The organism is Streptomyces pilosus (assembly GCF_014649835.1).
Lineage (GTDB): Bacteria > Actinomycetota > Actinomycetes > Streptomycetales > Streptomycetaceae > Streptomyces > Streptomyces pilosus.
Genome location: NZ_BMTU01000025.1, coordinates 1 through 14283 on the forward strand (window position 1 = coordinate 1; position 14283 = coordinate 14283).

Genomic DNA, 14283 nt, shown 5'->3' on the forward strand with positions numbered 1-14283 from the left:
GCAACCTGGGCCTGGTGCGGGCCCTGCACTTCCCGCGGGCCTCGCTGCCGATCTCCTTCGCACTCCAGCAGCTCCAGCAGCTGATGTTCTCGATGGTCGTGCTCGTCATCGTGGTGGTGTCCTTCGGAAGCCTGCCCAGCCTCGCCTGGCTGCTGGTGGTGCCGGCGCTGGCGCTGCAGTTCGTGTTCAACACCGGGCTGGCGCTGATCTTCGCCCGGATGGGCAGCAGCACGCCGGACCTGGCGCAGCTGATGCCGTTCGTGCTGCGGACGTGGATGTACGCCTCGGGCGTGATGTTCAGCATCCCGGCGATGCTGCACGACAAGGACGTCCCCGTCTGGCTCGCCGACGTGCTCCAGTGGAACCCGGCCGCGGTCTACATGGACCTGATCCGCTTCGCGATGATCGACGCCTACGACTCCTCGTACCTGCCCCCGCACATCTGGGCGTTCGCGGTGGGCTGGGCCCTGCTGGCCGGCGTGGTCGGCTTCGTCTACTTCTGGAAGTCCGAGGAGAGGTACGGCCGTGGCTGACAGCACCGCCGAGAAGGTCCCCACCGTCATCGCCGACGGCGTCGACATCGTCTACCGGGTCAACGGGACCGGCGCCGGACGCGGCTCCGCCACCGCAGCCCTCAACCGCATCCTGCGCCGCGAGCGGGCCGAGAAGGCCTCCGGCGTGCGCCGGGTGCACGCCGTGCGCGACGTGTCCTTCGTCGCCTACCGCGGCGAGGCGATCGGCCTGATCGGCACCAACGGCTCCGGCAAGTCCACCCTGCTCAAGGCCGTCGCCGGCCTGCTCCCGGTGGAGAACGGCCGCATCTACACCGACGGCCAGCCCTCACTGCTCGGCGTCAACGCGGCCCTGATGAGCGACCTGACGGGTGAGCGCAACGTCCACCTGGGCGGGCTGGCGATGGGCATGTCGCGCGAGGAGATCAGGGCCCGCTACCAGGAGATCGTCGACTTCTCCGGCATCAACGAGAAGGGCGACTTCATCACCCTGCCGATGCGCACCTACTCCTCCGGCATGGGGGCCCGGCTGCGCTTCTCCATCGCCGCCGCCAAGGACCACGACGTCCTCCTCGTCGACGAGGCGCTGGCCACCGGCGACCGTTCCTTCCAGAGGCGTTCCGAGGCGCGCATCCGGGAGCTGCGCAAGCACGCCGGGACGGTCTTCCTGGTCAGCCACAACAACAAGTCCATCCGCGACACCTGCGACCGCGTGCTGTGGCTGGAGCGCGGCGAGCTGCGCATGGACGGGCCGACCGACGAGGTGCTCAAGGAGTACGAGGCGTTCACCGGGGACAAGGCCGCCAAGCCGAAGCCGAGGCCCGCGGCCGCCGCGAAGCCGGCCTCCGGGGACCGGGCGGCGAAGGTGCCGTTGCCCTCCTAGGCGGTGGGGTCCGGCGCGGGCCGTGCGGCAGGGGGCTTCCCGGCCCCCGCCCGCGCGCCCCGCACCCAATTCGTCATATTGGTGTCAATATGACCGAAGAGGACTGTCCGGAGCGACGAGCCGCCGAAGGAGCCCCGCGATGCCCGAGCTCAGCGTCATCGTCCACGGGCCGAACACCCAGGACCACCTGACCGGCCTCCTCGACTCGCTCACCGCGCACCCCCTGCCCGACGTCGAAGTCGTCGTCGCCGCCGTCGGCGACTGGGCGCGCGAGACGGCGGAGCGGCACGCCCCCCACGTCCAGGTGCTGCCGCTGCCCGGCGGCACCACCGACGCGGCGGCCCGGGCGGCGGGGGCCGCGCGGGCCGGCGGGCGCTGGCTGCACTTCGTCCGCGCCAAGGACGGTCTCCCGCCCGGCAGCCCGCGCACGGTCGCCGAACGGGCCGCCGAGCTCCCCGACACCGTCGACGTGCTGCTCCTGGACCACCTGCGCAGCACCTGGCGCAGCTCCGGCCTGCCCTCGGCCGACGGCCCCCTCCTCACCCGCGCGGGCCGCACCGAACTCACCCTCGACGACAGCGGCTACCTGCTGCGGCTGACGCCGCTGCTCGGCACCCGCGTCCTGCGCGCCGCCTTCTGGCGGGCCCACGAGGAGCGGCTGACCACCGACGACGAGCCGCGCGCCGCCCTCGCCGCCCTGCTCCTCGCCGGCCGCCTCGCCTGCCTGCCGCACATCGCCCACGAGGACCGCAGACTGCGCCCCGCGAGCCTCCCCCCGGTCACCGCCGAGCAGCACCTCGCCCTCGTGGACCGCTACGAGGCCCTCCTCGACCTCGCCCGCGAACGCCCCGCCGTCTACACCGTGCTCTACGAGATCATGGTCCGGGACTGTCTGCGCACCTTCGCCCGCGGCGGCATGCCCGAGGGCGTGGCCGAGGAGTTCTTCCACCGCGCCTCCCTCGCCGCGCTGCGCCGCCGCCCCGAGGGCCACCGGCGTCCGGCCGGCCCGGAGGGCATCCGCCGCTCCCTGCTCGAAGAGGGCGCCTACACCAGGTACCGGGCCTTCCAGACCGCCAACCGGGCCCGTCGCGCCGTGCGTTCCGCGGTGCGCGCCGGACGGCGCCAGGCCGCCGCCCGCGTCCGGGACCACCAGTACCGCACGGCCCTGCGCCGGCCCGTCGACCCGCACCTCGCGGTGTTCGCCGCCTACTGGAACCGCGGCGTCGCCTGCAACCCCGCCGCGATCGCCGCGAAGCTCGCCGAACTCGCCCCGCACATCCACCCCGTGTGGGTGGTGACCGAGCGCAACGCGGCCCTGCTCCCGCCCGGCACCGACCACGTCGTCCCCGGCACCCGCCGCTACTGGGAGGTGCTCGCCACCGCGAAGTACCTCGTCAACAACGTCAACTTCCCGAACGCGGTGGTCAAACGCCCCGACGCCGTGCACGTCCAGACCCACCACGGCACCCCGCTCAAGCGCATGGGCCTGGACCAGATGCCCTTCCCCGCGGCCGCACAGGGCCTGGACTTCGACGCGCTCCTCGAACGCGTCGACAAGTGGGACTACAGCGTCTCCAGCAACAGCCACACCACCCGCATGTGGGAACGGGCCTACCCGTCCCGGTTCGTCTCGCTCGACCACGGCTATCCGCGCAACGACGTCTTCTACACCGCCGGCGCCGGCGACGTGCGGGCGGTCCGCGAGCGCCTCGGCATCACGCCCGGCCGCCGGGCCGTGCTGTACGCGCCCACGCACCGCGACTACGAGGCCGGCTGGACGCCGCGCCTGGACCTCGCCGCGCTCGCCGACCGGCTCGGCGAGGACACCGTGCTGCTGGTGCGGGGCCACTACTTCTACGACGCCGGCGTCTCCCCGCTGACCGGTCTGCGCCGCTCGGGCCGCGTCGTCGACGTCTCGTCCTACGACCCGGTCGAGGAGCTGTGCCTGGCCGCGGACGCCCTGGTCACCGACTACTCGTCGATCATGTTCGACTACGCCAACCTGGACCGCCCGATCGTCGTCCACGCCGACGACTGGGAGACGTACCGCACCACGCGCGGCGTCTACTTCGACCTGATGGCCGAGGCGCCCGGCCCGGTCGCCCGCACCCAGGAGGAGCTCACCGGCATCCTCACCGGTGACGCCTGGCGCGACGAGAGCGCCGCGAAGGCCAGGGCCGCCTTCCGACGCCGGTTCTGCGAGTACGACGACGGCCGCGCCGCCGAACGTGTCGTGCGCCGGGTCTTCCTCGGCCAGGACGAGGCGTCGCTGCCGCCCGTGCTGCCGGTCGGGGAACGCACCCCCGCGCCCACCCCCGAGGAGGCGACCGCGTCGTGAGCACCCCGCGCACCCCCGACGTCACCGTCACGGTGATCGTGCACAACGACGCCGGACGGCTCCCCCGCGCGGTGGAGTCCGTACGCCGCCAGACCCACCGCAACCTGGAGATCGTCATCAGCGACGACCACTCCACGGACGACACCCCCCGGGTGGCGCGGGAACTGGCCGCGGCCGACCCGCGCGTGCGCTCTCTGCGCCTGCCGGAGAACAGCGGCGGGTGCAGCGCGCCGCGCAACCGCGCCCTGGAGATCGCGCGCGCCCCGTACCTGATGTTCCTCGACTCCGACGACGAACTCCCGCCGGGCGCGGTCGCCGCGCTGCTCGCCGCGCACCGCGAACGCGAGATCGACTTCGCGATGGGCGCGGTACGGCGGATCCGGGTGGACACCGGCCGCCGCTCCACCTGGATGCCGCACCTCGTGGCCGAGCGCCGCACCCTGGACGGCATCGGGGACGACCCGCGGCTGTTCTTCGAGCACCTGTCGACGAGCAAGATGTACGCCCGCGCCTTCCTCGACCGGCACGACCTGCGCTTCCCCGAGGGCATCCACTACGAGGACCAGCTCTTCTCGGCGCAGGCGTACTGCCTGGCGAAACGGTTCACCATCGTCCCCGAGCCGGTGTACCACTGGTACATCGCCCCGTACGCGGGTTCCGACGCGGCGTCCATCTCCAACCAGCGGCACCTGCTCACCAACGTCGCCGACCGCGTCCACGTGCAGCGGCTCATCGACACGTTCCTGGTGCGGAGCGGGCACGAGGCGCTGCGCGAGGACAAGGACCACAAGTTCCTCAAGCACGACTTCCGGATGTACGCCGGTGACCTGCCCTACCGGGACGAGGAGTGGCTCGCCTCCTTCGCGGACCTGGTCGGCCCGTACCTGGACAGCCTGTCCCCGGGCGCGTACGCCCGGCTCCCGCGGGCCGAGCGGGTGGTGCTCCAGCTGATCCGCGACCGCCGGCTGCCCGAGGCCCGGCTCGCCGCCCGCGGCCTCGGCCACTCCGTCGCCCCCCGGCGGCTGACCACCGACGCGGACGGCCGCACCTACTGGGGCGACCGCGTCCCCGATTCCGTCGGGGCCCGCCGCGAACTGGACCTCACGGACCTGGAGCTCGACACCCGGCCGTTCTTCGGCGCCCAGTTCCGGCACGAGATCACGGAGCTCACCCGCGGCCCCGGCGCGTGCGCCGACCTGACCGTGCGCACGTACGACCCGGCCCTGCGCCTCCCGGTCGGCCCCCAGCGCGCGAGCCTCGTCGTCTCGCCGGGCCGGCGCCGCCTCTCCGTCCCCTTCCGCCTCTCCCCGGTCCGTCCCGGGGTCTTCGAGGGCCGGGTACGGCTCGACCCGGCGGCGGCACGCCTCCCGCTGAGCGGCTTCGCGGGCGTGCGCCACCCGCTGGTGCACCTCACCTGCGGCGGCCAGGGCAACCGGGGCCTGCTGCTGGCCCCGCTCGACTTCCCGGCCTTCACGGCCCGCGTCCCCTACCACTCCGGCGCGGCCCCGCACCGGGTCACCGTCGAGCCGGAGGGGCACACCCCGGGCCGCCTCCAGCTCCGCTGGGCCCCGGCCGGCCTCACCGCCACCCTCCGCCCCCTGGCCACCCCCCGCGTACGCCGCGCGGCCCGCCTGGTGGCGAGCGCCCTGCGCTGACAGCCCCCGCTCCCCAAGAGGCCGCCTACCTCACCGCGTACAACACCCGCCCCTCCGGCCCCCGGGCCACCACCCGAAGCCCCGGGTCACCGACCAGCCCCCCGCCGTCCACCACCCACCGCACCCCGTACTCCCGCTCCACCCCCCGCCGCACGGCCTCCGGGGTCCGCGCCCCGAAGTACACCTCCGTCGCCGCCACCCGCCGCTCCTCGTCCGGCAGGAAGAAGTCCGGGTAGCCGGGCGCGACCGTGTACCCCCCGTACGCCGGGATCTGCCGCGCCGTCCGCCCCCGGGCCATCACCACGTCGCCGTACCGCACCCACGGCGTGATCCAGTGGAGTCCCGTCCACGGCGCCCGGTACCGGTCCGCCGCGACCCCCGGCAGGGCGTCACGCGGCACCACGTAACCCAGCGCCCCCGACTGCGCCCACCCGCCGGCCAGCAGCGCCCCGCCGAGCACGACCGCCCACCCGGCCCGCACCCACCGCCGCCCCGCCCCGACCACCGCCAGGGCGAGGGCGAGCTGCGCCGGGACGACCACCGCGGGCAGCGCCCGCCCCCACGAGTAGTGCCCGCTCACCCACCCCGCCCCGACGATCGCCACGCCCAGGAGGAAGAACGCCACCAGCGGATCCCTGCGGTCCCGCAGCCACCGCGCGACCAGCGCGGCCACCCCGGGCAGCACCAGCCCGTACCGCGCGGCGACCTGGTCGTACAGCCGTCGGTGCACCGGCTCCAGCGCGTCCCCCGCCGCCCCGGACAGCGCGAAGAAGTCGTAGTACGGCCAGACCCACAGCACCACCGCACCCACCGCGAGCGCGACGGCCGTCCGCGGCCACACCGCCCGGGCGGCCCGTACCGCGACCACCGTGGCGACCGCGCTGGCCGTGGCCACGACCCCCGAGAACTGGTGGCAGAGCAGGATCACCGCCCACAGCACCCCCAGCCCGGTCCACACCCCCCAGCCGGCCGCCGCCCGCAGGGCGCCCGTCAGCGAAGCCCAGAAGTGGAAGGCGAGCCCGAGGGTGAAGGTGCTCGGATACGCCACCGTCAGCGCGAGGGAGTGGAGCCCCAGGAAGCCGCTCCACAGGAACGGGGTGGTGCCCCACAGCAGCAGCAGGCTCAGCAGGGCGAGCGCGGGGGCGGCCGGGTGCCCGCTCAGCGTCCGCACGTACCGCCACACGCCCGTCACCAGCAGCACCAGCCCGGCCGCGGCGGCCAGGCGCAGCACGGTGAACACCTCCAGGCCCGTCACCCGGGCGAGACCCCCGAGCAGCACCATCCACGGCGAGTAGTACGGGCTCGGCGTGTCCGCGTCGACCAGCGGGTTGCCCGGGTCGAGCAGGCTGTGCCGCAGCCGCTGCAGGGTCGCGGCGTGCATCCCCAGGTCACCGGCCCACGGCAGGCGGACGACGGCCAGGCCCAGCAGCACGAGGACCAGTCCGGCGAGGAGGGAGGCCGCGGCCCGGCCGGCGGCCGACGAAGCGGACGGGGCACGGGACGCACCGGTCCTCCCGGACGCGCAGGACGACGAGGATCGCACAGTCACAGGGGAGCCATTGCCCGTAACGCCCGGTACCCACCGGTTCGCCGCCGATGCCCACCTAAGGCACCACACGGGCGAGGGGCGCCCCGGACCCGACGGTCCGGAACGCCCCTCGCCACGCCCTGCGACGTGCGCCCGCGCCTGCGCCGTGCGTCGCCTACGAGTGCGACCGCAGCAGCGTGCGCATCGTCCGCATCGCCACCGACAGGTTGGCGAGGTCGAACGCGTCGGACCCGTGGATCTCCTCCAGGGTGACGCGCGCCCGGCCCAGCAGCGCCGCGTTCTCCCGCTCCCACACCTCGAAGCGCTGCTGCGGCGTCGACGAGCCGTCGCCCACCGCCAGCACGTCCGCGGTCACCGCCGCGTGCGCCGCGTACAGGTCCTCGCGGATCGCCGCGCGGGCCATGGACTGCCAGCGGTCGGCGCGCGGCAGCTCGATGATGCGGTCCATCAGCTGGGTGATGCGCAGCCGGTCACCGAGGTCGTAGTACACCTCGGCGACGTCCAGCGGCTCCTTGCCCGTCCGGTCGGCCACCGACACGATGTCGAGGGTCGGGAAGGCTGAGGAGAAGCCCGCCACCCGGGTGGCGAGCTCGTCCGGGACCCCGGCGCCGGTCAGCTCGTCGTAGATCTTCTGGTACCAGTCGAGGTCCGCGCCGCGCAGCAGCTTCGGCAGCTCCGCCCAGACCTGCTCGACGCGCTCGGCGAAGAACTCCACCGTCTCCGCCAGCTCCAGCGGCTGCGGGCGGTTGTTGAGCAGCCAGCGCGTACCGCGCTCCACCAGGCGGCGCGAGTGCAGCCGGATGCGGGTCTGCACCTCCGCGTCGACCTTGTTGTCGAGCGCCTCGACCCCGTCCCACACCACCGAGGAGCGGAAGATGGCGCGGGCCGCGGTCTGCGCCCGGACGATCTCCTCCAGGGACGCCCCCGTCTCCTCGCGCATCCGGTGCAGGTACGTGGTGCCACCGGTGTTGACCGTGTCGTTGACCAGCACCGTGGTGGTGATCTCACGGCGCAGCGGATGGCTGTCGATGTGCTCGGCGAACTGCTCGCGCAGGGCCGCCGGGAAGTAGGCGTGCAGCAGCACCCGCAGGTACGGGTCGTCGGGCAGCGAGGTGTGCAGCAGCTCATCGGCGACCGTGATCTTCGTGTACGCCAGCAGGACCGCCGTCTCCGGCCCGGTCAGGCCCTGCCCGGAGGAGAGCCGCTCGCGGATCTGCCGGTCGGTGGGCAGGAACTCCAGCGCCCGGTCCAGATGTCCTTCGCGCACCAGGTGCTTCAGGAAGCGCTGCTGCGCGTGGATCATGTCCTTCGACTGGGCCAGGGCGTTGGCGATGGCCGTGTTCTGCGCGTAGTTGGTGCGCAGCACCATGGCGCCGACCTCGTCGGTCATCTCCGCGAGCAGCTTGTTGCGCTGCTTGACGGTCATGTCGCCGTCCTTGACCAGACCGTTCAGCAGGATCTTGATGTTCACCTCGTGGTCGGAGGTGTCCACACCGGCGCTGTTGTCGATCGCGTCGCTGTTGAGCCGGCCGCCGTGCAGCGCGAACTCGATCCGGCCGAGCTGGGTCATGCCCAGGTTGCCGCCCTCGCCGACGACGGCGACCCGCAGGTCCCTGCCGTCGACGCGGATGGCGTCGTTGCCCTTGTCGCCGACGTCGGCGTTGGACTCCGTGGACGCCTTGACGTACGTCCCGATGCCGCCGTTCCACAGCAGGTCCACCGGCGCCGTGAGGATCGCCTTCATCAGGTCGGCCGGGGTCATCTTGGTGACGCCGGGGTCGATGCCGAGGACCTCGCGGATGTGCGCGTTGACCGGGACGGACTTGGCGCTGCGCGGGAAGATCCCGCCGCCGGGCGACAGCAGCCCGGTGTCGTAGTCGGCCCAGGAGCTGCGCGGCAGCTCGAACAGGCGGCGGCGCTCGGCGTAGGAGACGGCCGCGTCGGGGCTGGGGTCGATGAAGATGTGCCGGTGGTCGAAGGCGGCGACCAGGCGGATGTGCTCGCTGAGCAGCATGCCGTTGCCGAACACGTCACCGGACATGTCACCGATGCCGACGACCGTGAAGTCCTGGGTCTGGGTGTCCGTGCCCAGCTCCCGGAAGTGCCGCTTGACGGACTCCCAGGCGCCGCGGGCGGTGATGCCCATGCCCTTGTGGTCGTAGCCGGCCGAACCGCCGGAGGCGAAGGCGTCGCCGAGCCAGAAGTTGTAGGACTCGGCGACCTCGTTGGCGATGTCGGAGAACTTCGCGGTGCCCTTGTCGGCGGCGACGACGAGGTAGGTGTCGTCCTCGTCGTGCCGGACGACGTCCGCGGGGTGCACGACCTCGCCGGCCACCATGTTGTCGGTGATGTCGAGCAGCGCGGAGATGAACGTCCGGTAGCTGGCGATGCCCTCCGCCATCCAGGCGTCCCGGTCGGCGTTCGGGTCGGGCAGCTGCTTGGCGACGAAGCCGCCCTTGGCGCCGACCGGCACGATGACGGTGTTCTTCACCATCTGCGCCTTGACCAGGCCGAGGATCTCCGTGCGGAAGTCCTCGCGGCGGTCCGACCAGCGCAGGCCACCGCGCGCGACCTTGCCGAAGCGCAGGTGCACGCCCTCGACGCGCGGCGAGTACACCCAGATCTCGAACGCCGGGCGGGGCGCGGGCAGGTCGGGGATGGCCGTCGGGTCGAACTTCATGGAGACGTAGTCGTGCGGCACGCCGCCGCTCGCCTCCTGGAAGAAGTTGGTGCGCAGCGTCGCCTTGATGACGGTGAGGAACGACCGCAGGATGCGGTCCTCGTCCAGCGAGGCGACCTGGTCGAGGGCGGCGTCGAGCTCCTCCAGCAGGGCGTCCACCAGTTCGTACCCGGCGCGCTGCCGGTCCGGCGACATCCGCGCCTCGAACAGGGAGACGAGCAGCCGGGTGGTGTGGACGTTGTGGCGGAGGGTGTCCTCCATGTAGTCCTGGCTGAAGGTGGAGTTCGCCTGGCGCAGGTACTTGGCGTACGCCCGCAGCACCATGGCCTGACGCCAGGTCAGCCCGGCGCTCAGCACGAGGGCGTTGAAGCCGTCGTTCTCCGCCTGTCCGGTCCAGGTCGCCGAGAAGGCCTCCTGGAACCGCTCACGGGCGTCGTCGCCCAGGTAGTCCAGCCCGCCGCCGGGGGCCTTGGGCATGCGCAGGCCGAAGTCGTAGATCCAGGCGACGCTCCGGTCCGCGCAGCGCAGCTCGTACGGCCGCTCGTCGACGACCTCGACGCCGAGCCGCTGGAGCACGGGCAGCACCGCGGACAGGGAGACGGCCTCGCCCTTGCGGTAGATCTTGAAGCGGCGCTCCTCGGGGGCGGCGCCGACCGGCTCGTACAGGCTGAGCTCGAAGTTGCGCTCCTCGTCGAGCTGCTCGACCCTGGCCAGGTCGGCGACCGCGCTGCGCGGGGAGTGGTCGGCCTTGTAGCCCTCGGGGAACGCCCCGGAGTAGCGGCGCAGCAGCTCGGCGGCGCGCTCCTCGCCGAACTCGGCGTTCAGCGCCTCGGCGAAGCCGTCGGCCCAGGAGCGGGCGGCCTCGACCAGCCGGGCCTCGATGCGCTCCTTGTCGGCGTCGGACAGCTGCGGCAGTTCGGTGCCCTGCGGGACGCGCACCACGAAGTGCAGCCGGGAGAGGACCGATTCGGTGTTCCAGGCGGTGAAGTCGACGCTGATGCCGCCGAGCTCCTCCTTGAGGATGTCGATGATCCTGAGGCGCACGCCGGTGGTGTAGCGGTCGCGCGGCAGGTAGACGAGGGCGGAGTAGTAGCGGCCGTACTCGTCCTGGCGCAGGTAGAGCCGCAGCCGGCGGCGCTCCTGCAGGTAGAGCACCGAGGTGACGATGGCCTGGAGCTCGTCGGCCGGGGTCTGGAACAGCTCGTCGCGCGGGTAGGTCTCCAGGATCTGGAGCAGGTCGCGCCCGTCGTGGCTGTGCGGGGAGAAACCGGCCCGCTCCAGGACCTCCTCGACCTTGCGGCGGATCACCGGCACCCGCCGCACGGACTCGGTGTAGGCGGCGGACGAGAACAGTCCGAGGAAGCGCCGCTCGCCGACGACGTTGCCGTCCGCGTCGAACTTCTTGACGCCGATGTAGTCCAGGTACGACGGCCGGTGCACGGTGGCCCGGCTGTTGGCCTTGGTCAGCACCAGCACCTTGTGCTCGCGCGCCTTGGCCCGCGCGTCGGCGGGCAGCCGCTCGAAGGACGGGCTGACCGGGTGGCTCTCGTCCTCCGCGTGGTGCGGGTCGGAACGCAGGATGCCGAGGCCGGTGCCGGGGACGGCGGCCAGCGAGTCGTCCTCGCGCAGTTCGTACTCGCGGTAGCCGAGGAAGGTGAAGTGGTCGTCGGCGAGCCAGCGCAGCAGTTCGCGGGCCTCCTCGACCTGCGGCGCGGGCAGGTCGGCGGGGACGGGCTCCTCGGAGAGCGTCCCGGCCAGCGCGATCGCAGCCTGGCGCATCTTGCCCCAGTCCTCGACGGCCTCACGGACGTCGGACAGCACCCGCAGCAGGTCGACGGTGATCTGCTTGAGGTCGCCGCGGTCGGTCTCGCGGTCGATCTCCACGTGGATCCACGACTCGACGTGCGCGTCGTGCGGCAGGTCGCGCGTGTCCTGGGGGAGGTCGCCGCCGACCGGGGTGGTGAGCACCTCGATCAGCTTGCCGGTCACGTCACGGCGGACCACGATCTGCGGGTGGATCACGACGTGGATGCCGCGGCCCTGGCGGGTCAGCTCGTTGGTGACGGAGTCGACGAGGAAGGGCATGTCGTCGGTGACCACCTCGACGACGGAGTGGCTGCAGGTCCAGCCGTTCTCCTCGACGGTCGGGGTGTGGACCCGGACGTTGGCGGTGCCCTGCGGGCGGCTCTCGGCGAGCCGGAAGTGCGAGAAGGCGGCTCCGAAGACGTCGACCGGGTCACGGTCGGTCAGGTCCTCCGGGGCGGTGTGCAGGTAGTAGCGCTGGAGGAACTCGAGCACGGTGTCCCGGTCGGGCATGCCCTTGTCCGTCGTCCCAGTCGGCAGTTTCCCCCCGGCCGGGCTGTTCTCAGCTACCCGGGCGGCCCTGTCGAGCAGCTCGGCCTTGGCTTCGTCCAGCTTGGTCTGCATGGTCCTCTGGCTCCTGTCGCGCGCCGTTGCGTGACGTAGAAGGAAGTACGGTCTCCGACCTCGTGGTGCGGTGGTACGACACGGGGTGTCCGGTCTGTGCCGACGCTATGCCGCGAGATGGGAGGAGCGGGGGCTTCTCGGCCGAATTCGATGCACTCGGCGAGTGTGACTCTGCTCTCGGTGACGCCTGCCCCCCAAGGGTGCGCCGCGTCCCGGGCCGCCCGCGAAGACCAGCGACCGCCACCCGGTCACGGATGTCGTCCGTGCACGCCGGGCGCACAGCAGGGACGCAGAGGTCCCCGCGAGCTATCGCGCTGATCACGCCACCCAGGCTATCGCTCCCCACAGGGCCCCCGTCATGAGCCGTATGTGTACAAAAGCGGGCCCTGAACTTTGACGTTCTGCACAGTGCCTTTTCCGCCCGCGTCATCATGCGCGCACCACCGCGCGCCCCGGGGCGACGGGCACCCCTCGCGGCGGGGAGGCCGGGCGGCCGCGGGCGGTCGGGGAGGGACGGGCGGCCGCAGCGGGCGGCCAGGCAGCTCAGGCCGCCGCTGCCAGGCGTTCCGCCTCCGTGACCGCCTCCCGGAGGGTGTCCACGACCGGGATCCCCGCTCCCGCGGCCTCCAGGCTCGCCCGTCCGTGGGAGCCGCCGGTGTACAGCACGGCGCGGGCCCCCGCGTGCCGCGCGGCCAGCGCGTCGTCGGCCGCGTCGCCGATCACCACCGTGCGCGCCGGGTCGACCCCGGTGAGCGCGCCGAGGTGACGCACCATGTGCTCCGCCTTGCTGCCCCCGGACGGCCCGGTCCGCCCGTCGACCCGTACGAAGTGCGCCTCGATCCCGAAGCCCCGCACCAGCGGGACCAGGTCCTCGTGCCCGTACATGCTGAGGATCGACTGGCTGCGGCCGGCCCCGGCCCATCCCGCGAGCAGTTCCACGGCGCCCTCGGCGAGCCCGCACCGCAGCCGGTGCTCCGTGTAGTGGCGGTGGAAGGTGCCGTCCATCAGCTCCCACTCCGCCTCGGTCGGCAGCCGCCCCATGAGCCGCTCGTAGAACTTCGGCACCGGCACGCAGTACAGCTCCCGGTACCGCTCCAGCGTGAGGGGTTCCAGGCCCAGCTCGGCGAACGCCGCGTTCGTCGCCCCGATGACCGCGTCGACGTCGTGGAACAGCGTGCCGTTCCAGTCCCAGACGATGTGCGCGTCCGTGTGCGTACCCATCCCAGCAACGTACCGGGCGCCGCCCGTCTTCGGCAGACCCGCAGGTCAGCCGATCAGGTGGGGGATCTCCTGGGTGGCGTACCAGAGCAGCTCGTGGTCCTCGGCCGCGTCCACGGTCCCCTGCGCCGCGTCGTCGCCGCCGTCCGCCGCGGGCAGCGCCCGCGCGGCGGCCGCCACGTCCGTCTCCGCGTCCGCCGCGTCCGCGTGCACCGCGGCGGCCTTCGCCAGCCGCAGGGGACCGGCGACCCGCACCTCGCCGGGCACGGCGGCGTCGGGCCCGCTGTCGGGCCCGGGCCGGGCCGCGTCGTCCGGCACGTCGACGGCGACGACGACCCGGCGGCGCGGCGCGTCGGCGTCCGCCGCCAGCAGCCGGAGGGAGGCCAGCGCGGCGCCGCTCAGCGCGGCGTACTCCAGCTCCTCCAGGTCGTCGGAGGCGTACCACGCGCGCAGCGCGGGCGTCACGGCGTGGGCGAGGACCGGTCCGTCGCCCAGCTGCCCCGTCCTGTGCGCCTCGGCGAGCCCGGGGAGGGTCAGGGGGACGTAGACGCGCATGGTGGGCCGCTTTCGTGTGATCCGGGGGTCCGCGAGGCCCTTCAGGATACGTCCCGGTGCGTCCTATCGAGTTCTGCCCGTACCCCCGGACACGTCAACGCCCGGCCCCGGACGTCACCCGGTACGCCCGCCCGGGCACTGGTCCGACGGCGCTCCGGTCACCCGGACCGGTGAATCCCGACGCCTCTCCGGCCCGCCCCCGCCGCCTTGCCACCGCCCTCCTCCACCCCGTACAAGATCCCCGACCGGAAGTTACCGCCCGGTATGCCCGGCTTCCCGCCGGGTCCGGGCCCATCGAACGGGGACCCCTTGAACAAGGTCATGACCAGGCACCGGCACCCCGCCCCCCTACCGCCCGCTCCCGGCGGCCGCCCGGCGCACCCGCTCCCCCCGCCCGTCGCCGCAGCCCGCCCCGCCCGGCCCACTCCGCTCACCGCCCCGCCACAGGCCCCCATGTCGGAGGCGT

At 73.1% G+C, this 14283-nt stretch carries 8 protein-coding genes; 4 read left to right on the forward strand and 4 right to left on the reverse strand.

The genetic code is table 11. The features are described from left to right. The 4 genes from IE118_RS33230 to IE118_RS33245 all read left to right on the forward strand — a co-directional run. Window positions 1-533: ABC transporter permease (locus IE118_RS33230; RefSeq protein WP_189561826.1), on the forward strand; the 533-nt coding region annotated here is incomplete at its 5' end. Further along, entirely contained in the window at window positions 526-1395 is an 870-nt protein-coding gene (locus IE118_RS33235; protein WP_189561827.1) for an ABC transporter ATP-binding protein, read from the forward strand. The genes IE118_RS33230 and IE118_RS33235, both read left to right, overlap by 8 nt. Before the next feature lie 139 nt (window positions 1396-1534). Next, entirely contained in the window at window positions 1535-3733 is a 2199-nt protein-coding gene (locus IE118_RS33240; RefSeq protein WP_189561828.1) for a CDP-glycerol glycerophosphotransferase family protein, read from the forward strand. Further along, complete coding sequence (locus tag IE118_RS33245) at window positions 3730-5388, forward strand: glycosyltransferase family 2 protein (protein ID WP_189561829.1); 1659 nt, start codon at window positions 3730-3732, stop codon at window positions 5386-5388. The genes IE118_RS33240 and IE118_RS33245 overlap by 4 nt, the downstream gene beginning before the upstream one ends. Window positions 5389-5413: 25 nt before the next feature. Here the strand turns inward: IE118_RS33245 and IE118_RS33250 are convergent, their stop codons facing one another. The 4 genes from IE118_RS33250 to IE118_RS33265 all read right to left on the reverse strand — a co-directional run bounded on the left by IE118_RS33250 (window position 5414) and on the right by IE118_RS33265 (window position 13817). Continuing rightward, window positions 5414-6937, reverse strand: coding sequence for a hypothetical protein (locus IE118_RS33250; RefSeq protein ID WP_189561830.1), 1524 nt, complete (start codon window positions 6935-6937; stop codon window positions 5414-5416). Between the two features lie 154 nt (window positions 6938-7091). Beyond that, on the reverse strand, window positions 7092-12044 hold the full coding sequence (locus IE118_RS33255; RefSeq protein ID WP_189561831.1) for an NAD-glutamate dehydrogenase: 4953 nt from the start codon (window positions 12042-12044) through the stop codon (window positions 7092-7094). Between the two features lie 543 nt (window positions 12045-12587). Beyond that, window positions 12588-13265, reverse strand: a complete 678-nt coding sequence (locus tag IE118_RS33260) for an HAD family hydrolase (protein WP_189561832.1) — start codon at window positions 13263-13265, stop codon at window positions 12588-12590. 45 nt (window positions 13266-13310) lie between these two features. Beyond that, complete coding sequence (locus tag IE118_RS33265) at window positions 13311-13817, reverse strand: DUF6912 family protein (protein WP_189561833.1); 507 nt, start codon at window positions 13815-13817, stop codon at window positions 13311-13313. Between the last annotated feature and the right edge of the window lie 466 nt (window positions 13818-14283).